The sequence below is a fragment of the Cupriavidus sp. U2 genome (assembly GCF_009663685.2).
In the GTDB taxonomy this organism is placed as follows: domain Bacteria; phylum Pseudomonadota; class Gammaproteobacteria; order Burkholderiales; family Burkholderiaceae; genus Cupriavidus; species Cupriavidus necator_C.
In genome coordinates this window covers 1-21115 of record NZ_RCOG02000018.1, presented here as the reverse complement: position 1 = coordinate 21115, position 21115 = coordinate 1, and the positions used below count along the sequence as shown (strand labels likewise).

General features: G+C 67.6%; 19 protein-coding genes. 10 read left to right on the top strand and 9 right to left on the bottom strand.

The features are described 5' to 3' along the window. Positions 1-91: 91 nt before the first annotated feature. The 6 genes from D9X30_RS14800 to hemA all read right to left on the bottom strand — a co-directional run bounded on the left by D9X30_RS14800 (position 92) and on the right by hemA (position 5149). A complete protein-coding gene (locus tag D9X30_RS14800) occupies positions 92-703 on the bottom strand; it encodes a UbiX family flavin prenyltransferase (RefSeq protein ID WP_153949150.1) in 612 nt (203 codons plus the stop codon). 17 nt (positions 704-720) lie between these two features. Next, complete coding sequence (gene grxD, locus D9X30_RS14795) at positions 721-1032, bottom strand: Grx4 family monothiol glutaredoxin (protein ID WP_153949151.1); 312 nt, start codon at positions 1030-1032, stop codon at positions 721-723. Between the two features lie 83 nt (positions 1033-1115). After that, positions 1116-1988 (bottom strand): peptide chain release factor N(5)-glutamine methyltransferase, encoded by an 873-nt coding sequence (gene prmC, locus D9X30_RS14790; protein WP_153949152.1) that lies wholly within the window; start codon positions 1986-1988, stop codon positions 1116-1118. A 144-nt stretch (positions 1989-2132) separates the two neighbouring features. Beyond that, positions 2133-2462 carry a hypothetical protein gene (locus tag D9X30_RS14785; RefSeq protein ID WP_153949153.1) on the bottom strand — a complete coding sequence of 110 codons (330 nt, stop codon included), beginning with the start codon at positions 2460-2462 and terminating at the stop codon, positions 2133-2135. Positions 2463-2652: 190 nt separating this feature from the next. Continuing rightward, complete coding sequence (gene prfA / locus D9X30_RS14780) at positions 2653-3735, bottom strand: peptide chain release factor 1 (RefSeq protein WP_153949154.1); 1083 nt, start codon at positions 3733-3735, stop codon at positions 2653-2655. A gap of 109 nt (positions 3736-3844) precedes the next feature. Continuing rightward, positions 3845-5149, bottom strand: a complete 1305-nt coding sequence (gene hemA, locus D9X30_RS14775; RefSeq protein ID WP_153949155.1) for a glutamyl-tRNA reductase — start codon at positions 5147-5149, stop codon at positions 3845-3847. Positions 5150-5306: 157 nt separating this feature from the next. On the opposite strand from hemA, the gene D9X30_RS14770 reads away from it, so the two are divergent. Next, on the top strand, positions 5307-5549 hold the full coding sequence (locus tag D9X30_RS14770) for a hypothetical protein (RefSeq protein WP_153949156.1): 243 nt from the start codon (positions 5307-5309) through the stop codon (positions 5547-5549). Positions 5550-5599: 50 nt separating this feature from the next. Here the strand turns inward: D9X30_RS14770 and D9X30_RS14765 are convergent, their stop codons facing one another. Further along, positions 5600-6367, bottom strand: a complete 768-nt coding sequence (locus D9X30_RS14765) for a 5'-methylthioadenosine/adenosylhomocysteine nucleosidase (RefSeq protein WP_153949157.1) — start codon at positions 6365-6367, stop codon at positions 5600-5602. A 258-nt stretch (positions 6368-6625) separates the two neighbouring features. Between D9X30_RS14765 and D9X30_RS14760 the strand changes: the two genes are divergently transcribed. The 4 genes from D9X30_RS14760 to D9X30_RS14745 all read left to right on the top strand — a co-directional run bounded on the left by D9X30_RS14760 (position 6626) and on the right by D9X30_RS14745 (position 11510). Continuing rightward, on the top strand, positions 6626-8755 hold the full coding sequence (locus D9X30_RS14760; RefSeq protein WP_153949158.1) for a TonB-dependent siderophore receptor: 2130 nt from the start codon (positions 6626-6628) through the stop codon (positions 8753-8755). Between the two features lie 93 nt (positions 8756-8848). Beyond that, the gene (locus D9X30_RS14755; RefSeq protein ID WP_153949159.1) at positions 8849-9862 is read left to right on the top strand and encodes a DUF2157 domain-containing protein; all 1014 of its coding nucleotides are present in this window, start codon (positions 8849-8851) and stop codon (positions 9860-9862) included. Further along, positions 9859-11013, top strand: a complete 1155-nt coding sequence (locus D9X30_RS14750; protein ID WP_153949160.1) for a DUF4401 domain-containing protein — start codon at positions 9859-9861, stop codon at positions 11011-11013. The genes D9X30_RS14755 and D9X30_RS14750 overlap by 4 nt, the downstream gene beginning before the upstream one ends. Continuing rightward, positions 11010-11510 (top strand): GDYXXLXY domain-containing protein, encoded by a 501-nt coding sequence (locus tag D9X30_RS14745; RefSeq protein ID WP_153949161.1) that lies wholly within the window; start codon positions 11010-11012, stop codon positions 11508-11510. The genes D9X30_RS14750 and D9X30_RS14745 overlap by 4 nt, the downstream gene beginning before the upstream one ends. A 99-nt stretch (positions 11511-11609) precedes the next feature. Here D9X30_RS14745 and ychF read toward each other — a convergent pair whose 3' ends face one another. Continuing rightward, on the bottom strand, positions 11610-12701 hold the full coding sequence (gene ychF, locus D9X30_RS14740; RefSeq protein ID WP_153949162.1) for a redox-regulated ATPase YchF: 1092 nt from the start codon (positions 12699-12701) through the stop codon (positions 11610-11612). Between the two features lie 264 nt (positions 12702-12965). Between ychF and D9X30_RS14735 the strand changes: the two genes are divergently transcribed. From D9X30_RS14735 to D9X30_RS14715, 5 genes are all read left to right on the top strand, one after another. Next, positions 12966-14273 carry a UbiH/UbiF family hydroxylase gene (locus D9X30_RS14735; RefSeq protein ID WP_153949163.1) on the top strand — a complete coding sequence of 436 codons (1308 nt, stop codon included), beginning with the start codon at positions 12966-12968 and terminating at the stop codon, positions 14271-14273. Between the two features lie 155 nt (positions 14274-14428). Next, on the top strand, positions 14429-15187 hold the full coding sequence (locus tag D9X30_RS14730; protein ID WP_153949164.1) for a DsbC family protein: 759 nt from the start codon (positions 14429-14431) through the stop codon (positions 15185-15187). Between the two features lie 123 nt (positions 15188-15310). After that, positions 15311-16315 carry an acrylyl-CoA reductase (NADPH) gene (gene acuI / locus D9X30_RS14725; RefSeq protein WP_153949165.1) on the top strand — a complete coding sequence of 335 codons (1005 nt, stop codon included), beginning with the start codon at positions 15311-15313 and terminating at the stop codon, positions 16313-16315. Between the two features lie 62 nt (positions 16316-16377). Beyond that, the gene (locus D9X30_RS14720; protein ID WP_153949175.1) at positions 16378-18192 is read left to right on the top strand and encodes a M61 family metallopeptidase; all 1815 of its coding nucleotides are present in this window, start codon (positions 16378-16380) and stop codon (positions 18190-18192) included. A 97-nt stretch (positions 18193-18289) separates the two neighbouring features. After that, complete coding sequence (locus D9X30_RS14715; RefSeq protein WP_153949166.1) at positions 18290-20686, top strand: FUSC family protein; 2397 nt, start codon at positions 18290-18292, stop codon at positions 20684-20686. Between the two features lie 142 nt (positions 20687-20828). Here D9X30_RS14715 and D9X30_RS14710 read toward each other — a convergent pair. Continuing rightward, positions 20829-21115, bottom strand: a 287-nt coding sequence (locus D9X30_RS14710) for an integrase core domain-containing protein (protein WP_153948964.1), incomplete at its 5' end; no start/stop codon positions are given.

Below are 21115 nucleotides of genomic sequence, written 5' to 3'. Positions count from 1 at the left end.
GATCCGCGGTCAGCGCATCTTGAACGCACTGGCCCTCACCCCCGACCCCTCTCCCACTTCATGCGGGGGGAGCAAACCGGGGGATATTCAATCAATCGCCCGACCCATTCAGCCCGCCCCATCCCGGCGCGAGCGTTTCACCGATGTCGCGCAGGTCCACCAGGTCGAGCACGCGGCCGACGGTATGGTCGACCAGCTCGGCGATGCTTTGCGGCTTCTGATAGAACCCCGGCACTGGCGGAAATACGATGCCGCCCATCTCGGTGACGGCGGTCATGTTGCGCAGGTGGGCCAGGTTCAGCGGGGTTTCACGCACCATCAGCACCAGCTTACGGCGTTCCTTGAGCGTGACGTCGGCAGCGCGGGTGATCAGGTTGTCCGAGAGGCCGTGGGCCACGGCGGCCAGCGTGCGCATCGAGCACGGCGCCACGATCATCGCGTGGGCGCGGAACGATCCGCTGGCAATGGTGGCGCCGATATCGCGCACGTTGTGAACCACATCGGCCAGCGCCTCGACTTCCGCGCGGCCGATGTCCAGTTCATGCTGCAGGTTCATGACGCCGGCCGGCGACATCAGCAGGTGGGTTTCCACGCCGCGCACATCGCGCAGCACCTGCAGCAGCCGGACGCCGTAGACGGCGCCCGTGGCACCCGTGATGGCGACGATCAGCCGTTGCGGCGCGCCGCCCTGATTCACAGGCATGGCAGTTCCAGACAGGCTCAGGCCTTCAGCAGCGATTGCAGTTCGCCGTTCTGGTACATCTCCATCATGATGTCCGAGCCGCCGACGAACTCGCCGTTCACGTACAGCTGCGGAATGGTGGGCCAGCTCGCGTATTCCTTGATGCCCTGGCGGATGGCGTCGTCTTCGAGCACGTTGACCGTGGTCGGCGCGTCCACGCCGCAGGCCTTCAGGATCTGGATCGCACGGCCCGAGAAACCGCACATCGGAAACTGGGCGGTGCCCTTCATGAACAGCACGACGGGGCTGCCCTTCACGATCTGGTCGATCTTCTGTTGTACGTCACTCATGATGAAAACGGTCCGGTTGCATGGGGATCAGCGGATTTTACCGGAATCGGGCTCCGGCATCAGGTAGGGGTATCAGCCAGGCGTCAGCCCGGCAGCCGGCCGCCGCTGCAGCGTTCGTTGCCGCCCAGGTCGCGTGCCGTGAACACCTCGGCAAAACCCGCGCTGGTCAGCAGGTGACGGGTAGCGTAGCCCTGGTCGTAGCCGTGCTCCATGAGCAGCCAGCCCTGTGGCAGCAGCCGCTGCGTGGCGCCTGCGACGATGGCCCTCAGGTCGGTCAGGCCGTCCTCGTGATCGGTCAGCGCGTCGATCGGCTCGAAGCGCAGGTCGCCTTCGGCCAGGTGCGGGTCGCCCGCCGCAATGTAGGGCGGATTGCTGACGATGAGATGAAACCGCTGCCCGGGCGGCAGCGCGTGATACCAGTCAGACACCAGGAAGCGGATATTGTCCGCCTGCAGCGCACGGGCGTTGTCCTGCGCCACCATCAGCGCGCCGGGCGAAATGTCTGTGGCCCAGACTTCGGCGTCGGGCCGCTCGCGGGCGATGGTCACGGCCAGGATGCCGGAGCCGGTGCCCATGTCCAGCACGCGCGGCGCGTGGATGCCGGCCAGGCGGGCCAGTGATGCCTCGGCCGCCACTTCGGTGTCGGGGCGCGGAATCAGCACATCGGGCGTGACCCGGAACGTGCGGCCGAAGAACTCGCGCTCGCCCAGCAGGTACGCCATCGGCACCCCGGTCAGCCGCCGCGCCAGCAACGTGGAAAATGCATCACGTTGTGCATCATTGAGATGGTCCTGGTCGCGGGTGATCAGCTGCGTGCGCGTGAGCCCGGTGACGTGGGACAGCAGCATGCGCGCCTCCAGCGCCGGCAGGCCGGCCATGGCGGCAAGCGTTTGCGCTTCGCGCAGGGTGGGCGTGGACGGCAGGGGCGGAAAATCGCCCGGAGGGTTCGAGGACATCGGCGGTGCGTCTGGACAATCGGCGGCCGGCTCGCAAAAAACCCCGTCGGACCTGGGCCTGACGGGGTTTTCGCGTGGCTCTGCTTCAGGCGCCTAGTGTAAGCCCATTCGGGGCCGGCTTCCGCGCGCGCCTGCGTAGGGCTATTACTTGTTGACGGCGTCCTTGGCCTTGTCGGCCGTGGTGTTGACGGCGTCCTTGGTGGCTTCCTTGGCGTGGGCCATGGCATTGCCGGCGTCCTGGCGGGCCTTGTCGGCGGCGGCCGAGACATCCGAGGCCACGCCGCTGGCGGCGGCCTTGGCGGCGTCGGCGGCATTCGCGGCCGCAGCGGCGGCGTCGCTGGCAGCGGCCTTGGCCGATTCGGCGGCGTTCTGCATGGCGGTGTCAGCGTTGGTTTGCGGGGCCTCTTCCTTCTTGCCGCAGGCGGCAACGGAAATGGCGGCGGTAAGCATCAGCACGGCGAGCAGCTTGTTCATGATTTCGTCCTTGTGTGTCTGTTGGAGGAGTGACATCCACCCAGACTTCGATGCCCCAACGCGCCGATCTCAGCAAAGTGACGTATTGGGGTGGTCTGGTCGAAATCGATTATAGACAGCGCGTTTTTACAAGCCAGTGCTGTTTCAAGCATTTACCCAGGTTACAAACTTCCGGGACGCCCCCTCCCGGTCAGGCATCGTCGCCCAGCGCCGCCAGCTGGTCGGCCTGGTGCTCGGCGGCCAGAGATCCCAGCAGTTCGTCGAGGTCGCCGTCCATGATCATGTCGATCTTGTACAGGGTCAGGTTGATGCGATGGTCGGTCACCCGGCCCTGCGGGAAGTTGTACGTACGGATGCGGTCGCTGCGGTCGCCGGAGCCGATCAGGTTGCGCCGCGTGCTGGCTTCCTTGGCCTGCGCCGCACGCATCTGGCCGTCCTTGATGCGCGCGGCCAGCACCTTCATGGCTTTTTCCTTATTGCGGTGCTGGCTGCGGTCGTCCTGGCACTCCACCACGATGCCGGTGGGCAGGTGGGTCAGGCGCACGGCGGAGTCGGTCTTGTTCACGTGCTGGCCGCCTGCGCCCGACGCGCGGAACGTATCGACACGCAGGTCTGACGGGTTGATCTCGACCTCGCCCACTTCGTCGGCCTCGGGCATCACGGCCACGGTGCAGGCCGACGTATGAATGCGGCCCTGCGCTTCGGTGGCTGGCACGCGCTGCACGCGATGGCCGCCCGACTCGAACTTGAGCTTCGAGAACGCGGCATCGCCGGCAATGCGCACGATCACTTCCTTGTAGCCGCCCAGGTCGGATGCGGATTCGCTCATGATTTCCACCTGCCAGCGCTGGCGTTCCGCATAGCGCGTGTACATGCGCAGCAGGTCGGCCGCGAACAACGCGCTTTCCTCGCCGCCGGTGCCGGCGCGGATTTCGAGCAGCAGGTTGCGGTCGTCGTTGGGGTCCCGGGGCAGCAGCAGCGTCTGCAGCGACGTTTCCAGCGCTTCGAGCCGGTTGCGCGCGGCGGCGATCTCGTCGGCGGCAAAGTCCTTCATCTCGGGATCGTCCAGCAGCGCCTGCGCGGTGGCCAGGTCGTCCTGCGCCTGGCGATACTGCGCGTACTGCTCGGCCACCGGCGACAGTTCGGCATGTTCGCGCGACAGCTTGCGGTACTGGTCCATGTCTGCCGTGGCCGTTTCGCTGGCGAGCAGGGCGTTGACTTCATCGAGTCGCTCGGCCAGCTGGTCGAGCTTATGGAGCATGCTGGGTTTCATCGGTAGCGGAATCGGGAGGCTGGGGGACGCGGTGGCGTGGCCACGGCGCGGATCGGCGGGCGGATGCCCGGCGGCGCCGGCGGACGCCAGCGCGGGATGGACAACGCGGCTAGCGTTCCGAGTGGCTGCTGTGGCGGAACAGGCCCGGCACCAGGCGCAGCAGCGCCTCGCGGTCTTCGCCCTGGGTGTGGTTCAGCGCGTGCGTGGGACCGTGCAGGAACTTGCGGGTCAGTGCGCCGGACAGGGCTTCGAGCACGGCGGCCGGATCGTCGCCACGCGCCAGCATGCGGCGCGCGCGCTCCATTTCGGCCTGGCGGATGGCTTCGCCGCTGGCCTGCAGGTCGCGGATCACGGGCACGACGCTGCGCGTTTCCAGCCAGTGCATGAAGTGCTGCACGCGCGATTCGATGATGGCCTCGGCCTGCGCCACGGCGGCCTGGCGCATCGCGTTGCCCTCGCGCACCACGGCGCCCAGGTCATCGACGGTATAGAGGAACACGTCGTTCAGGCGCGCCACTTCGGGTTCGACGTCGCGCGGCACGGCCAGGTCGACCATCATGATCGGGCGGTGCTTGCGGCGCTTGACCGCGCGCTCCACCGCACCCAGGCCGATGATCGGCAGCGAGCTTGCGGTGCACGACACGACGATGTCGAATTCGTGCAGGCGCTCGCCCAGGTCCTGCAGGCGGATGGCCTGCGTGGTCAGGCCCTGACCGGCCAGCTGCTCGGCCAGCTTCTCGCCGCGTTCCACAGTGCGGTTGGCCACCACCACCTGGCGCGGCTTCTGCGCGGCGAAGTGCGTGGCGCACAGTTCGATCATCTCCCCGGCGCCGATGAACAGCACGCGCTGCGTCGACACACTTTCGAAAATCCGCTGGGCCAGGCGCACGGCGGCGGCGGCCATCGATACGGAGTGCGCGCCGATCTCGGTCTGGCCGCGCACTTCCTTGGCCACCGCGAACGTGCGCTGGAACAACTGGTTCAGGTAGGTGCCCAGCGCGCCGGCTTCGCCAGCGGTACGCACCGCGTCCTTGAGCTGTCCCAGAATCTGCGTTTCGCCCAGCACCATCGAATCGAGCCCGCTGGCCACGCGGAAGGCATGGCGCACGGCTTCGGACTGGGGCAGGGCGTACAAATGCGGCGCCAGATCCCCTGCGGGCACGTTGTGATGCTGGGCCAGCCAGCGCAGCGTGTGCTCGAAGCCTTCCTGACCCGGCTGCAGCACATCGGTGGCGCAGTAGATCTCGGTACGGTTGCAGGTGGAAAGAATGGCGGCCTCGGTGCCGTTGCGCCCAGCCAGGTGGGTGCGCAGCGCGCCGAGTGCGGGTTTGATCTGCTCAAGCGGAAACGCCACACGCTCGCGGAGCGAGACGGGTGCCGTGGTGTGATTGATACCGATCGCGAGCAGTTGCATTTGTGGGGTTGGATTGCCATCCGGAACGGTGCCGGAAGCGGTGGTCATTATACCGCCCCGTTACAAAGTTGCAGGGAACCCCGAGCGGCGCCCGCCACGTGCAGTATCGTTACGACACATCCACTTTTGCTGTGGATCAAAAGACAGGGGAGTTGTTATGTTGGGACTGGCAGTGGTGGGCGCAGTGGTGGGAGTCGCTGGACGGCTGCTGCACCCGGCCGGCCGCGTGGTTACGGTGCCCACCGCGCTATGGCTGGGCGTGCTGGGCGCGCTGGCGGCGTTCTACGGCGGGCGCGCCGCGCATCTGTTTACCGACGGGCAGATATTCGGATGGGCCGCCGCGATGGCCGGTGCGGCACTGCTGGTGGCGGTCTGGGGTGTGGCGCGCCCGCGCCGGTAAGTTCAGAACGGACAAACTGGTCAGGAATCGGCGCTGGCCGATATGCCTGATCAGCCTCTTGCGTCCAGAAAGCGGCGCAGGATGGCGCTGGAGTAGTGGCTGGCCACGTCGCGCAAAAACGACGAAAAATCCACGTGTGCCGTATCGTCCGCACGGTCGGACACGGTGCGCATCAACGCATAGGGCACGCCATATTCGTGGCAGATCTGCGCCAGCGCGGCGCCTTCCATCTCCACGGCAAGCAGGCCGGGCAACGCCTGTCGCAAATCGGCAACGGCGCCCGGCGCATTGATGAACTGGTCGCCGCTGGCAATCATGCCGACGTGCAGGCGCGGCTGATCGACGCCGAAGCGGGCCAGCACGCCATCGGGCACCTCGGTGGCCAGATCGTCGCGCAGGAAGTCCTCAACCGCGCGGCGCAACGCAGCGGTGAGTGCGGGGTCGGCCGGGAATTCGGCCTGGTCCAGCAGGGGCACCTCGTGGCGCGGAAATAGCGGACGAGCATCCATGTCGTGCTGGACGGTGCGGTCGGCCACGACGATGTCACCGACCTGTATGTCAGTGCCCACTCCGCCTGCAAGTCCGGTAAATACGATCTCCTCAACGCCAAATTCCCGGATCAATGTGACCGTGGTGGCCGCTGCCGCCACCTTGCCGACGCGCGCCAGCACCAGCACCACGGGCTGGCCATGTAGCGTGCCGCGGTAGTAGTCGCGCATGCCGATGGTCTGCATGGTGGCACGCGCGTCTTCGTGGCGCATGGCGGCGATCAGGCCGTCGACTTCGTGATGCAGGGCGGCGAGGATGCCTAGGGTCATGGTGCTTTGAGGGGGGACGGAGTCGAAACGGCGCCAGCTTACCGGCGACCGGATCGATGCGGAAGCCGGCGCCGGACTGTGGGCAGTGTGCGACATTCGAACATGACGAAGAGTTCGATTGGTGCTGCGCAATACATGGCGTTACAATCCGTTGCGATTAATGCGATTCATTCGCATTCGTATTTCCGATAAGCAACGAGAGAGAAATCCATGTCAGTCCGCGCCCGGGGCCGCGTTCGCCGCTCGCACGTCCTTCAGATGACCACCCTTGCCCTGAGCCTGCCGGCCGCCAGCCTGGCCAACGCCCAGGAACAGGTGCCCGCCGCCGCCGAGTCGGCCCATCACAGCCTGCCCGTGGTGACGGTCAGCGGCAGCCGCGGCGAGGCGTCGCCCACGGGCCCCGTGCAGGGCTTCGTGGCCCGGCGCGCCGTGACGGCCACCAAGACCGATACGCCGATCATCGAGACGCCGCAGTCGATCACGGTCATCACGCGGGATCGCATGGAGCTGCAAGGTGCGCAGTCGGTGGCGCAGGCGGTGGGCTATACGGCCGGCGTGACCACGGCCGGCTTTGCCAACGACAACCGTACCGATACGATCAAGATCCGCGGCACCGATTCCACCCAGTACCTGGACGGCCTGCTGAACGCGGTCGGCTTCTATAACAACACCCGCCCCGACCCGTACGCGCTGGAGCGCATCGAAGTGCTGAAGGGGCCGTCGGGCATGCTGTACGGCCAGGGCGCCGTGGGCGGCATCGTGAACCTGGTGTCGAAGCGGCCCCAGGCCGAAGCGGCGCGCGAGATCGGCGTGAGCTTCGGCAATTACAACCGCAAGCAGATCCAGGCCGACCTGACCGGCCCGATCGATGCCGACGGCAAGTGGCTGTATCGCTTCGTGGCGATGGCCCGCGACAGCGATGCGTCGGTGGACTACGTGAAGGACAACCGCTACTTCATCGCGCCGTCGCTGACGTATCGGCCGAACGCCGATACCGAATTCACGCTGCTGGCCAACTTCCAGAAGGACGACAGCGGCACGATGATCGGCTTCTTCCCCTGGCGCGGCACGCTGATCGAGAACCCGGCCGGCCAGATTCCGCAGAACTTCTTCGTCAGCGAACCGGGATTCGACAAATACACGGCCGAGCAGCACGCCGTGGGCTACCAGTTCTCGCACCGCTTCAACGACACCTTCACGGTGCGCCAGAACCTGCGCTACACGCACAGCACGGTGGACTACCGCAGCATCTACACCACCGGCTTCACCGGCGCCACGCACGGCTGGGTGCCGGGCAGCGACACCCTGCTGCGCCGCGTGCTCTACCTGAACCAGCCCACGCTGAACCAGTTCGCCGTGGATACCCAGGGCCAGGCGAAATTCCGCACCGGCCCGGTGGGCCACACGTTCCTGGCCGGGATGGACTACCAGAACAGCGAAAGCACGGGCCGCACCAATGCCAACGGGTCGGCCGCGCCGATCAACGTGTTCAACCCGGTCTACGGCAACTACGTGGCGCCCACGGCGTTCCGCGACCTGCCGCCGGCCAAGCAGATCCAGACCGGCGTGTACCTGCAGGACCAGATCGAATGGGACAAGTGGCTGCTGATGGTGGGGCTGCGCTACGACTGGTCGCGCGCGGCGCAGGACAACACGCCGTCAGCCTCGCGTGACGACAACGAACTGACCAAGCGATTTGGCCTGATGTACCGCTCCGACTTCGGGCTGAACCCGTATGTCAGCTATGCCGAATCGTTCCAGGGCCAGGCCGGCTTCAATGTCGACGGCACGGCGTTCAAGCCGCTGCGCGGCAAGCAGTGGGAAGCCGGTATCAAGTACCAGCCGCCGGGCAAGAACATGACGCTGACGGCGGCCGTGTTCGACATGCGCGAGGAAAACCGCAAGGTGGCCGGCGTGGTCAACGGCATGGCGGGCACGGTGCAGATCGGCGAGGCCCGCACGCGCGGCGCCGAACTGGAGGCGCTGGTGTCGCTGGGCCGGCTGGACCTGATCGCCGCCTACACGTTCCTGAACGCCAGGACGCTCGAAGGCACGGCGGCCGAGCAGGGGCAGCGGCTGGCCAGCGTGCCGGCCAACACGGCGTCGCTGTGGGCCAACTATCGCTTCAGCCTGTTCGATATCCCCGGCTTCCTGGCCGGCGCCGGCGCGCGGTACAACGGCCCGAGCACCGACGGCACGGGCAACAACCGGGTGGGCGGCTTCACGGTGTTTGACGCCGTGGTGGCCTACGATCGCGGCCCGGTGCGCGTATCGCTGAACATGAACAACGTGTTCGGCAAGCAGTACGTCTATAGCTGTATCGCACGTGGCGACTGCTTCTTCGGCACGCAGCGTTCGATCATCGGCAACGTGACCTACCGCTTCTGACACGTCAGGTTCAGGGCCGGGGGACCCCCGGGAGACTTCGGCGTGCCGGTTTGCTAGCATGCAGCCCATGCCGACTCTTCGGGGGATCGCCGGTTGGAAACTTTCACGTCTCGCGGCACCATCCAGCAGGCGCTGGCCGACTGGCGCGCCCAGGGCCGCCTTGGCGCCGCCGACCTGCTGGCCGCCTGGGCGCCCACGCTGCCCCGCCGCGCCCACTGGCATGACTGGCTGGACCGCGCGCTGCTGATCCTCGGCACGGCGCTGCTGTGCGCGGGCGTCATCGTCTTCTTTGCCTTCAACTGGGCGTCACTTCACAAATTCTCCAAATTTGGACTGCTGGCGGGGCTGCTGACCGTGCTGGCCGGGTTTGCCGCGTGGCGCCACGCCGGCGACATGGCGGGCCGGGCCGCGCTGGGCGGTGCGCAGATGGTGTCCGGCGTACTGATGGCCGTGATCGGACAGACGTACCAGACCGGCGCCGATGCCTGGCAGCTGTTCGCGCTGTGGACGCTGCTGGCCGTGCCCTGGGCACTGGCGGCGCGCGCGGCGCCGCACTGGTGGATCGTGCTGGTCATCGGCAACGTGGCGCTGCTGCGGTTCTGCAGCGTGCGGCTGGGCATCGGCGGCATGTTCGAACTGCTGTTCTCGGCCCGCTTCGCACGCGAAACGATGATGTTCCTGCTTGGGACGTCGATCGTGCAGCTGGCGGTCTGGTACGTGCTGGCCGGCCGGGCGGGGCGCTGGGGCTTCGTGGGTGCCACCGGCCCCCGGCTGCTGGGCCTGCTGGCCTGCGGCTATGCGGCATGGGTGGGGCTGATGAGCGTGCTGACCGGTCAGGTGAATGCCATGGGGCTGCTGGTCAGCGCGGTGGCGCTGGTGGGCCTGGCCGCCTGGTTCCGCTGGCGCGCGTTCGACATCGTGGTGCTGAGCCTGGTGTGCCTGACCGGCATCGGCGTGATCGTCTCGGCGGTGGGCCGCTGGCTGGCCGACTTCCACGGCGATTTCGGCGCCTTCCTGCTGCTGGCGCTGCTGACCATCGGCCTGGCCGTGGCGGCCGCCACGTGGCTGCTGCGCGCCTGGCGCGAGACATCGGGGAGCCCGGCATGAGTCAGCATCCGATCGACCGCATCGATCCGACCGAACAGACCGAACGCTGGCTCTGGAACCAGCTGGCCGCGCGCGGCACGGTGCGGGGCGACTATGCCCCGACCTTGCGCACGCCGTGGCCGATCCGCCTGCTGATGGGCGGCGCGGGCTGGCTGGGGGCGCTGTTCTTCCAGATATTCCTGGTCGGCACCGTGTTTGCCACCACGCGCGGCAACGGCCCGGCCATGGCCGTCACGGGCTTGGTGATGATCGGCATCGCCGTTGCCCTGTACCGCGTGACCGGCCGCGAAAGCGGCCGCATCGCGCTGGGGCAGTTTGCGCTGGCGCTGAGCCTGGGCGGCCAGGGCATGGTCATCGCCGGCGTGGGCGAGGCGATGGGCTTCGGGCGATTCCTGGAAACGGCGCCGTTCTGGCTGGGCGTGGCGCTGTTCGAAGCCGTGCTGTGCGTGCTGGTGCCCGACCGACTGCACCGCTTTCTGGCGGTGCTCGCCTTGTGGCTGGCGCTGGCCATTGCCGCATGCGTGGCGTTGGGCGACCTGATCGCGCCGCGCTGGACCGCCATTCCGATGGCGCTCGGGCCGATGACGGCGCTGGCCTTTGCTGCGCTGCTGGCCTTCGTCATGCACGAGGACCGGCTTGCGGCGGCGGGGCGCCTGCAGATGGCCGGGCCGGCCGCCGATGCGACCCTGCTGATGGCGCTGCTGGGCGCGCTGGTGGTGACCGGCTTTGCGCATCCGGCCGACCTGATCTTCGGCGTCGACACGCCCTGGCGCGCGCAGGGCGGGTGGCTGGCCGGCGCGCTGCTTGGCGCGGCGCTGGTGGCCATGACGCTGCTGGAGTGCCGGCGGCTGGCGTGCAGCATGCCGGCTGGCGTGGCGACGTTGGCGGTGGCCGTCGCGTTCAGCGCCTTGATGGTGTACGCGCCAGCCGTGACGGCCGGCGCGCTGGCACTGGCCATGGCGCTGCGGCGCGGTTCGCTGCCGTGGCTCGGGCTGGCCATCGCCACGGTGCTGATCGGCTTCGTCTGGTACTACAGCACGCTGCAATGGACGCTGCTGGCCAAGTCCGCCACGCTGGTGGCCGCCGGCGCGCTGCTGCTGGCGGCCCGCGCGGCGCTTGGCCGTATCGCCAACACGGAGGCCGTGGCATGAAACGCTGGATCATCGTGGGATGGCTGCTGACAGTTGGCGTCGCCCTGGCAGGCATCGTCGGCAAGGAGCGGCTGCTGGCACGCGGCGATGTGGTCTACCTGCGCCTGGCGCCGGTGGACCCGCGCTCGCTGATGCAGGGCGACTACATGGCACTGAATTTCTCGATCGCCAACGAAGTGCGCGTGGCGCATGGCACGGCGCAGACCCGGCTGGCACGCGAGGAAATCATCGTGATCCGCCGCGACGCGCGCAATGAAGGCCACTTCGCCCGCCTGCACAAGGGCGAGCCGCTGGCCGCCGACGAGCGCCTGCTGCGTGTGCAGAACGTGCCCGCGCGCTGGGGCGGCACCGGCGTGCAGGTGTCGACGGACGCGTGGTTCTTCCAGGAGGGGCAGGCGGAACGCTATGCCCAGGCGAAATTCGGAGAATTCCGAGTCGATGCGGATGGGCAGGCGTTGCTGGTGGGGATGCGGGACGAGGCGCTGCGCGGCATGTAGCCGGGCCCCGGGCCGCTGCAATGAAAAATCGCCCGCAACCTTCACGGCTGCGGGCGATTGTCGTGGGCTGCCGGTAGGGGAGAAGGCTCCCCGCGCGGCTTAGACGTTGAACAGGAAGTTCATCACGTCGCCGTCCTGCACCACGTATTCCTTGCCTTCGGCGCGCATCTTGCCGGCTTCCTTGGCGCCCGTTTCGCCCTTGTACTGGATGTAGTCGGCGTAGGCGATGGTCTGGGCGCGAATGAAGCCGCGTTCGAAGTCGGTGTGGATCACGCCGGCGGCCTTCGGGGCGGTGTCGCCCACGTGAATCGTCCAGGCGCGCACTTCCTTCACGCCGGCCGTGAAGTACGTCTGCAGGCCCAGCAGCGTGAAGCCGGCGCGGATCACGCGGTCCAGGCCCGGTTCTTCCATGCCCAGGTCGGCCAGGAACTCGGCCTTGTCGGCGTCGTCCAGGTCGGCGATCTCGGCCTCGATGGCGGCGCAGACGGCCACCACCGGCGAACCGGTGGCCTTGGCGTATTCGCGCACGGCGTCCAGGTGCGGGTTGTTCTCGAAGCCGTCTTCGCGCACGTTGGCCACGTACATGGTGGGCTTGGCGGTGATCAGGCAGAACGGGCGCAGGGCTTCCCACTCTTCCGGCGACAGGTCCAGCGTGCGCACGGCCTTGGCCTGGTCCAGCACGGCCTGCGATTTTTCCAGCACGGCCACCAGGCGCTGGGCTTCCTTGTCGCCAGCGCGGGCCGGCTTGATATAGCGCGCCAGCGCCTTCTCGACGGTGGCCAGGTCGGCCAGCGCCAGTTCGGTGTTGATGACTTCGATGTCCGACAGCGGATCGACCTTGCCCGCCACGTGGATCACGTTGTCGTCCTCGAAGCAGCGCACCACGTGCGTGATGGCGTCGGTTTCGCGGATGTTGGCCAGGAACTGGTTGCCCAGGCCTTCACCCTTGGACGCGCCAGCCACCAGGCCCGCGATATCGACGAACTCGACCGTCGCCGGCAGGATGCGCTCGGGCTTGACGATCTCCGCCAGCTTGGCCAGCCGCGGATCCGGCACTTCCACCACGCCCACGTTGGGCTCGATGGTGCAGAACGGATAGTTCTCGGCGGCGATGCCGGCCTTGGTCAGGGCATTGAACAGCGTGGACTTGCCGACGTTGGGCAGGCCGACGATGCCGCATTTGAGGCTCATGGGAAACCTTTAACAATCAATGGGTTGCAGTGCGTCTGACGCGCGGCGGGCGGTCGGGCGAACGACCTGCGACAAGCCGGGGCAGAGTGGGCCAGGCGGGACAGGACCAGCGGATCGGGGCATTGCTCGACGATCCGTGCCGGGTGCTGCCGCCGGAAAAACCGCCATTGTACCCCTGCCGGACGTCGCGCTGGCGCGGGCGCACCGGTGCGGCCCGGCGTCGCGCGGCCAATGCCGCACCCGTCACGTCGCTATAATCCAGCCATGTCCGGACCTGCCGTGCCGGCGCCCAGCGCCGCCGCCCCATCGATGTCGTCGAATCCTTCTTCCCGCTTCCAGATCGCCGTGGTCGGCGGTGGCATTGTCGGCAAGGCCTGTGCGCTGCTGCTGGCGCAACAGGGCATGCAAGTGGCGCTGGTGGCGCCGCGCCCGGCCGGCGACACCGCGCGCACCGGCGACGATGACTGGGACAGCCGCATCTACGCGTTCTCGGCCAGTTCGCAGGCGCTGCTGGAACGGCTGCGGGTCTGGGAGGCGCTGGACCCGGCGCGCGTGCAGCCGGTGCGCGACATGCGCATCTATGGCGACGAAAGCGCCTGCGAGAGCGATCCCTCGCCGCATGGCGACCTCCATTTCTCGGCGTATGCCGCCGCCGTGCCGCAACTGGCCTGGATCATCGAATCGGGCCATGTCGAGCGTGTGCTCGATACCGCGCTGCGCTTCCAGCATCAGGTGAAACGGTTCGACGACACGGCCGGGCAGCTGGAGCGCGACATCGACGGTGTGACGCTCACGCTGGCCAGCGGCGAGCGCGTGCGCGCCAACTGCCTGGTGGGCGCCGACGGCGCGCGGTCGTGGGTGCGCCAGCAATGCCATATCGGCACTACGCAGCGGCGCTACCGCCAGCTGGGCGTGGTCGCCAATTTCCGCTGCGAACTGCCGCATCAGGAAACGGCGTGGCAGTGGTTCCTGGGCTGCCCTGAAAAGCTGATGGCCGACGAGGAGTCAGCCAATGGCGAGATCCTGGCCATGCTGCCGCTGCCGGGCAACCGGCTGTCGATGGTGTGGTCGGCCGAAGAGGCCCATGCGCGGGATTTGCTGGCCCTGTCGCCAGAAGCCCTGGCCGCGACCGTGGCCCAGGTGGCCAGTGGCGCCGTGGGCGCCCGGTTCGGCGCGCTGCGCTGCATCACGCCGGCGCAGGTTTTTCCGCTGGTGCTGCAGCGGGCAGATCACTTTGCCCAGCCGCACGTGGTGCTGGTGGGCGATGCGGCGCACGTGGTGCATCCGCTGGCCGGGCAGGGCATGAACCTGGGCCTGCGCGACGTGGTGGAACTTGGGCGGGTGATGGCCGACAAAGAGTCGTTCCGCCATGAAGGCGACTTGCGCCTGCTGCGCCGCTACGAGCGGGCCCGCGCCACTGACCTGCTGTCGCTGACGGCGGCCACGGACGGCCTGCACCGGCTGTTTTCGCTACCGGGCACGCCTGCCCGGGTGGTGCGCAACCTGGGCATTCGCGCGGTGGGCAGCCAGGGGCTGCTCAAGCGGTTCCTGATCGGCCGCGCGCTCGGGTAGCCCGGCCGGCCCGGATCACCGGATACCCCGAGTTTCCCGGAACGCGCGACAATCTCCCCATCGGCGCGCCGAATGCGGCCAATCACGCATTCGGCGATTTACCGATGACATGCAAAGCCGGCACACTGACCGGCATATCGTTACCTGGAGTCAATATGTTGCAACTGTTCCGCCGCCGATCCGCACGCGTTGCCGCGATCGCAGCCTTTGCCAGCGGCGTGGCCGCAGCGGGCTATGCCCTTCACGCGCTGGCCGCGGACGAACCGGGCACGGACAAGATCAGGCAGTCGATCCAGAAGATGCTGGGCGGCCGTGCCGAAGTGAAGAGCGTGACCCGCGCGCCCGTGCCGGGCCTGTACGAGGTCAACGTCGGCGGCCAGCTGGTCTACACGGACTCCACCGGCCGCTACATCCTCAACGGCGAACTGATCGACACCAAGACCAATACCAACCTGACCGAAGAGCGGCTGGCCGAGATCAACAAGATCAAGTGGTCGGACCTGCCGCTGACGCGCGCCATCAAGTGGACCAAGGGCGACGGCAGCCGCACCGTGGCCGTGTTCTCCGATCCGAACTGCGGGTACTGCAAGAAGATCGAGCAGACCTTCCAGCAGATGGACAACATCACCGTCTACACCTTCCTGTACCCGGTGCTGTCGCCGGACTCGTCGGTCAAGGCCAAACAGGTATGGTGCGCGGCGGACCGTACCAAGGTGTGGCGCGACTGGATGCTGAACCACGTGGCGCTGGTGGGCAACGGCAGCTGCAAGACGCCGATCGACGACAACCTGGCGCTGGGCCAAAGCCTGAATATCTCGGGCACGCCGGCGGTGTTCTTTACCGACGGCACGCGTATCCCGGGCGCGGCGGACGCCGCCACGCTCGAACGCAAGCTCGCAAGCCTCAAGAAATAACGACGACGCCGGACCGCAGCCGGCTGTCAGGAACGGCCGGCACTGTCCGGCCGTTTTTCATTGCCGGATGCCCCTGTCCGGACGCCCCTTTAGTCCATCCACAAGAAAACGGGAGACGCCATCATGACGTTCCAGGCTTTGCTGCTGACCCAGGCCGACGACAAATCCACGCAGGCGCAGATCGCCCAGCTTGACGAGAGCCAGTTGCCCGAGGACGGCAACGTGCTGGTGGCCGTCGACTATTCCACGATCAACTTCAAGGACGGGCTGGCGATCACGGGCCGCTCGCCCGTGGTGCGCAAGTGGCCGATGGTGGCCGGCATCGACGGCGCGGGCACGGTGCTCGATTCCAGCGATCCGCGCTGGAAGACCGGCGACCGCGTGGTGCTGAACGGCTACGGCGTGGGCGAGACGCACTGGGGCTGCCTGGCCCAGCGCGCGCGGCTCAAGGGCGAATGGCTCGTGAAGCTGCCGGACGCCTTCACCACGCGCCAGGCCATGGCCATCGGCACGGCTGGCTATACGGCCATGCTGTCGGTGCTGGCGCTGGAGCGCGGCGGTGTGAACGGTCCGGTGCGGCCCGGCGATGGCGACGTGCTGGTGACCGGCGCGTCCGGCGGCGTGGGGTCGGTGGCGATCGCCATCCTGTCGAAGCTCGGGTATCGCGTGACGGCCTCGACGGGCAAGTCGGCGGAAGCCGACTTCCTGCGCGCACTGGGTGCCGCCGACGTGATCGACCGCGCCGAACTGGGCGTGCCCGGCAAGCCGCTGCAGAAGGAACGCTGGGCAGCCGTGGTGGATTCGGTGGGCTCGCACACGCTGGTCAATGCCTGCGCCCAGGTGCGCTACGGCGGCGTGGTCACGGCATGCGGGCTGGCGCAGGGCATGGATTTTCCGGCATCGGTGGCGCCGTTCATCCTGCGCGGCGTGACGCTGGCCGGCATCGACAGCGTGATGGCCGCGATGCCGCTGCGCGAGACGGCGTGGAAGCGGCTGGCGCAGGACCTGGCGCCCGACCGGCTGCAGGCCATCACGCGGGAGATCCGTCTGGGCGAGGCCATCGAGGCGGGCCGCAAGATCATGGAAGGCGGCATGCGCGGGCGCGTGGTGGTCGATGTGAACGGCTGACGCGCGGCTCGGAGATATCGCACGTCCCGGATGGTCCGGGGCGTGACGCTACAATCGTGACCATGACGCCGATCCGCTACGCCATTGCCCCGCTTCAACCGGAAGCCCACCTGTTCGCCGTGACCGTGACGGTGGACGTTCCCGACCCGGCCGGCCAGGTCTTCACGCTGCCCGCGTGGATTCCGGGCAGCTACATGATCAGAGACTTCGCACGCAACATCGTCCGCATCCGCGCCGACGCGGGCCGCGTGCGCGTGCCGCTGACCAAGCTCGACAAGCAGACCTGGCAGGCCGCCCCGGTGCCAGCCCAGGCCGGCCCGCTGACGTTGAGCTACGAGGTCTACGCGTGGGACCTGTCGGTGCGCAGCGCACACCTGGACACCACCCATGGGTTCTACAACGGCAGCTCTGTATTCCTGCGCGTGGTGGGACAGGACGCGCATCCGTGCACGGTCGATATCCATCCGCCCGCCGGCGAGGCCTATGCCGGCTGGCGCGTGGCCACGTCGCTGCCCGAGGCCCGCGGCCCGGGCGGTGCGCGCCGCTACGGGTTCGGGCGTTACCAGGCGGCCGACTACGACGAGCTGATCGACCATCCCGTGGAGATGGGCACGTTTGCGCTGGGCACCTTCCGCGCCTGCGGCGCGCAGCACGACGTGGTGTTCACGGGCCGCGTGCCGCAGCTGGACATGGCGCGCATCTGCCGCGACCTGAAGCAGATCTGCGAAGCGCAGATCAAGCTGTTCGAGCCGCGTTCGGCCCGCGCGCCGTTTCTGGACAGCAATCGCCGCTACGTCTTCATGACGATGGTCACCACCGACGGCTACGGCGGCCTGGAGCACCGCTCCAGCACGGCGCTGATGTGCGCGCGCAGCGACCTGCCCGTGCGCGGCAACAACGAGACCAGCGAGGGGTATCGCACCTTCCTGGGCCTGTGCAGCCACGAGTACTTCCACACCTGGAACGTCAAGCGCATCAAGCCGGCGGCATACGTGCCGTACGACCTGACGCAGGAAACCTACACCCCGCTGCTGTGGCTGTTCGAGGGCTTCACCAGCTACTACGACGACCTGATCCTGGTGCGCACCGGGCTGGTCTCGGCGCAGCAGTACGTGGACATGCTGGCCAAGACCTGGAACGGCGTGCTGCGCGGCAACGGCCGCACCAAGCAGAGCGTGGCCGAAAGCGCCTTCGATGCCTGGACGAAATACTATCGCCAGGACGAGAACGCCCCGAATGCCATCGTCAGCTATTACACCAAGGGGTCGCTGGTGGCGCTGGCGCTGGACCTGACCATCCGCGCAAAGACACGCGGCCACCGGTCGCTGGACGACATCATGCGCGCGCTGTGGCAACGCTATGGCCGCGACTTCTATGCGCCGGGCGCCAACCAGCGCGGCGTGACCGAGGCCGAGGTGCATGCGTTGTTCGACGACGTGACCGGGCTGCGCCTGGGCCGGCTGCTGCGTGCGCTGACCGAAGGTACCGACGAGATCGGCCTGCCGGCCCTGTTGCGTGACTTCGGCATCGTGGCCGAGCCGCAGAAGCCGAACGGCAGCGCCGCGCTGGGCATCAAGACCCGCACCGATGACGGCTGGGTGCGCGTGAGCCAGGTGCTCGATGGCGGCGCGGGCCAGCGGGCCGGCGTGTCGGCGGGCGACCTGATCGCGGCCGTGGACGGCCTGCGCGTGGCGCCTGGCCAGCTCGACAAGCTGCTGTCGCGCTACCGCCCAGGCGACCGGGCCGAGCTGCACGTATTCCGGCGCGACGAACTGCAGGTGTTGCCGGTGACACTGGCGCGCGAGCCGGCCGCGCAGTACAAGGTCAAGCTGGAACCGGGCAAGCATGCGGGGCGAGCGCGCTGGCTGGGCCAGTAACCTGCCTGTCACGGCGCCGTGGCCACCATGGTGACGGCGCCCGCCCCCCGGCTGCCCCCAATTTATCCGTCTCTGCCCGGCCTCTGGCCTCCGCCCCATGGAATACGCGCACGACCCCCGCACATTCCTGTTTTCGCATTACATCTACCGTGGCCTGCGGTCGGCCACGGGCGTGATCGGCCTGACACTGATCGCGATGCAGTTCATGGACCTGCCCAGCGCCATGGTGGTGTCGGTGGGTGCGCTCTGCACGAGCCTGATGGACCTGCCCAGCCCGTTGCCGCACAAGTTCAACGAAATGCTGGCCAGCGTGCTGCTGTGTACGGCGGTCACCGCGCTGGTGGCGCTGGCCACGCCGTTTCCGCGCGTGATGCCGTTCGTGCTGGTGCTGGTGACGTTCCTGGCCGGCATGATGACGGTCTACGGCAACAAGACCATGCCGCTGCAGTTCTCGATGCTGTTCGTCATGACGCTGACGATCAACGAGGAATTCCTGGTGCGCAAGGCGCTGGAGCACTCGGCGCTGTTCGGCGCGGGCGCGCTGGGCTACCTGCTGTATGCGATGACCGTCAGCTGGATCACGGAGCGCCGCACGCGCCAGCAGATTCTGGCCGAATCGCTATACGAGATGGCCGGCTACCTGGAGATCAAGGCGGCCTTCTACGACGCCGGCACCGACTACGACGAGCAGTTCAACCGGCTGGTGCGTCAGCAGATCGTGGTGGCCGAGCGCCAGCAGGCCGCCCGCGACATGGTGCTGCGCGGCAACAAGACGCCGCATGACGGGCTGCTGGTGCAGGTGCACCTGCGCATGCTCGACCTCTACGAATACCTGCTGTCGACCAACACCGACTACGCGCTGCTGCGCCAGACCTTCGGCGGCACGCCGGTGCTGGACGGGCTGCGCCGGCTGGTGCTGGGCCTGTGCAAGGATCTGGAGGAAATCGCCTACGACGTCACGCGCGGCCGGCCTTCGTACAGCGCGTTCGACTATCGTCCGGACCTGCGCAAGGTGGAAGAGGAGATCGACCAGCTGCGCCATCACCATGTATCCCCGGCCGCGATGAACGCGCTGCGCGACACACTGGAGATGATTCGCGGCGCCATCACGCTGGTAGGCCAGCTGCACGAGGCATCGCGCACGCCGGTCGAGCCGGCCAAGGTGCTGCCGGGCTCGGACATGACACCGTTCCTGACACGGCAGAAGTACGAATTCGGCGTGGTGCGCGACAACCTGCACTGGCGCTCGCCCGCCTTCCGCTTTGCGCTGCGCATCACGATGGCGGTGGCGGTGGGACTGTGGGTGGGCGACCGGCTGCCGTATGCGTCGCACAGCTACTGGATCCTGCTGACCATCGTCGTGATCCTGAAGCCGAACTTCAGCATGACCAAGCAGCGATACAACGACCGCCTGATCGGTACGCTGATCGGCTGCATCGTCAGCGTGGGCATCCTGCGCTGGGTCCACGAGCCGCTGTTGCTGATCGGCATCCTGTACCTGGCGCTGGTGGCCAGCGCCGCGTTCGTGCAGATCAAGTATCGCTATACGGCCATTGCCGCCTGCATCCAGGTGCTTATCCAGATCAACCTGCTGATGCCGGGCAGCCAGACCGTGGTGGGCGAGCGGCTGGTGGATACGGTGATCGGCGGCATCATCGCGTCGATTTTCAGCTTTGTACTCCCTAGCTGGGAATACCGGGCGATCCCGAAGCTGGTGGAGAACGTGCTGCAGGCCAATCGCCGCTATATCGCGGCCACGCGCGACCTGCTGACGCGCAAGGCCAAGGACGACTTTGCCTATCGCGTGCAGCGCAAGCAGTTCATGGACAACCTGTCGGCGCTGATCGGGTCGTTCCAGCGCATGCTCGACGAGCCGCGCAGCCGGCATCGTGCCGTGGACAACCTGAGCCGCTTCATCGTGCAGAACTACCTGGTGGCGGCCCACGTGGCGGCGGCGCGTATCCAGGTGCGGCAGCACTTCGGCGACATGGACGTGCCGGCGGCCGAGGCCGCGATCGAGCAGGCCACCGATGCCGCACTGCGTTCGCTGACGCTGGCCAGCGAACGTCTGGCGGGCGAGGAACGGCACGGCCCGCGTGGCGCGGGCTTTATCCGTACGCCTGCCGAGACGGCGGTGGCAGGGGTGGGGCTGGTGCATGAGGCCGCGCCGGCATCGGCCGGGGCCGGGTTGCCCGCGCCGGCGCAAGAGGCGTCGGACGACGAAGCCAGCGAGCGCCGCGCCCGCATCGCCGATTCGGCGGACAAGCGCAAGGCCGACGTGCTGGCCCAGGCCGCCGCAGCCGGCGAGATTGGCGCCAACGAACCGCTGCAGAAGACGCAGGACCAGCACGCGGCTACGTCGGCCAGCGCATCGGGCCGCGCCGCGAATGCGCTGCTCGAACGTCGCCTGCGCGCGCTGCGCGAGGACGCGGCCAAGATCGCGCTGCGGACCGGCGCGATCGGCCGCGCGATCCGGGTGCCGCTGAAGACTTGAGGAGTCTGGCTGCCGCGACGGTTTTCTCTCCTGAAGACTCGCTGCCGCGGTGGTTTTCTCTCCTGAAGATTCGCTGCCGCGACGATTTTCTCCCCCGAAGATTCGCTGCCGCGACGATTTTCTCTGTAGTGGTCAAGTTTTTTCAGACAGGTGTTAGGGTGGTCTGTTGGAACTTGTCCTCGTAGTCTGTTGGCGACGCGTAGCCCAGTGTCGAATGCAAGCGCACCGGGTTGTAGAAGCCCACGATGTACTGTGTGATGTCGCGCCGGGCTTCGGCGCGGTCGGCGTACCGCCTTTGCCAGACGCGCTCCATCTTCAGGTTCAGGAAGAAGCGTTCGGCTACGGCGTTATCCCAGCAATCGCCCGACCGGCTCATGCTGCAAACCAGGCCGTGGCGCGCCAGCAATCCCTGGTACTCCTCGCTTGCAT

Bases quoted from the DNA above. Each gene is read 5' to 3' on its own strand.
- D9X30_RS14745 (WP_153949161.1), top strand. From the start codon at position 11,010: ATGAAACGCTGGATCATCGTGGGATGGCTGCTGACAGTTGGCGTCGCC.
- D9X30_RS14750 (WP_153949160.1), top strand. From the start codon at position 9,859: ATGAGTCAGCATCCGATCGACCGCATCGATCCGACCGAACAGACCGAA.
- D9X30_RS14770 (WP_153949156.1), top strand. From the start codon at position 5,307: ATGTTGGGACTGGCAGTGGTGGGCGCAGTGGTGGGAGTCGCTGGACGG.
- D9X30_RS14730 (WP_153949164.1), top strand. From the start codon at position 14,429: ATGTTGCAACTGTTCCGCCGCCGATCCGCACGCGTTGCCGCGATCGCA.
- prmC (WP_153949152.1), bottom strand. From the start codon at position 1,988: ATGTCCTCGAACCCTCCGGGCGATTTTCCGCCCCTGCCGTCCACGCCC.
- D9X30_RS14760 (WP_153949158.1), top strand. From the start codon at position 6,626: ATGACCACCCTTGCCCTGAGCCTGCCGGCCGCCAGCCTGGCCAACGCC.
- D9X30_RS14715 (WP_153949166.1), top strand. From the start codon at position 18,290: ATGGAATACGCGCACGACCCCCGCACATTCCTGTTTTCGCATTACATC.
- acuI (WP_153949165.1), top strand. From the start codon at position 15,311: ATGACGTTCCAGGCTTTGCTGCTGACCCAGGCCGACGACAAATCCACG.
- D9X30_RS14800 (WP_153949150.1), bottom strand. From the start codon at position 703: ATGCCTGTGAATCAGGGCGGCGCGCCGCAACGGCTGATCGTCGCCATC.
- D9X30_RS14785 (WP_153949153.1), bottom strand. From the start codon at position 2,462: ATGAACAAGCTGCTCGCCGTGCTGATGCTTACCGCCGCCATTTCCGTT.
- D9X30_RS14720 (WP_153949175.1), top strand. From the start codon at position 16,378: ATGACGCCGATCCGCTACGCCATTGCCCCGCTTCAACCGGAAGCCCAC.
- ychF (WP_153949162.1), bottom strand. From the start codon at position 12,701: ATGAGCCTCAAATGCGGCATCGTCGGCCTGCCCAACGTCGGCAAGTCC.
- D9X30_RS14735 (WP_153949163.1), top strand. From the start codon at position 12,966: ATGTCCGGACCTGCCGTGCCGGCGCCCAGCGCCGCCGCCCCATCGATG.
- hemA (WP_153949155.1), bottom strand. From the start codon at position 5,149: ATGCAACTGCTCGCGATCGGTATCAATCACACCACGGCACCCGTCTCG.
- grxD (WP_153949151.1), bottom strand. From the start codon at position 1,032: ATGAGTGACGTACAACAGAAGATCGACCAGATCGTGAAGGGCAGCCCC.
- prfA (WP_153949154.1), bottom strand. From the start codon at position 3,735: ATGAAACCCAGCATGCTCCATAAGCTCGACCAGCTGGCCGAGCGACTC.
- D9X30_RS14765 (WP_153949157.1), bottom strand. From the start codon at position 6,367: ATGACCCTAGGCATCCTCGCCGCCCTGCATCACGAAGTCGACGGCCTG.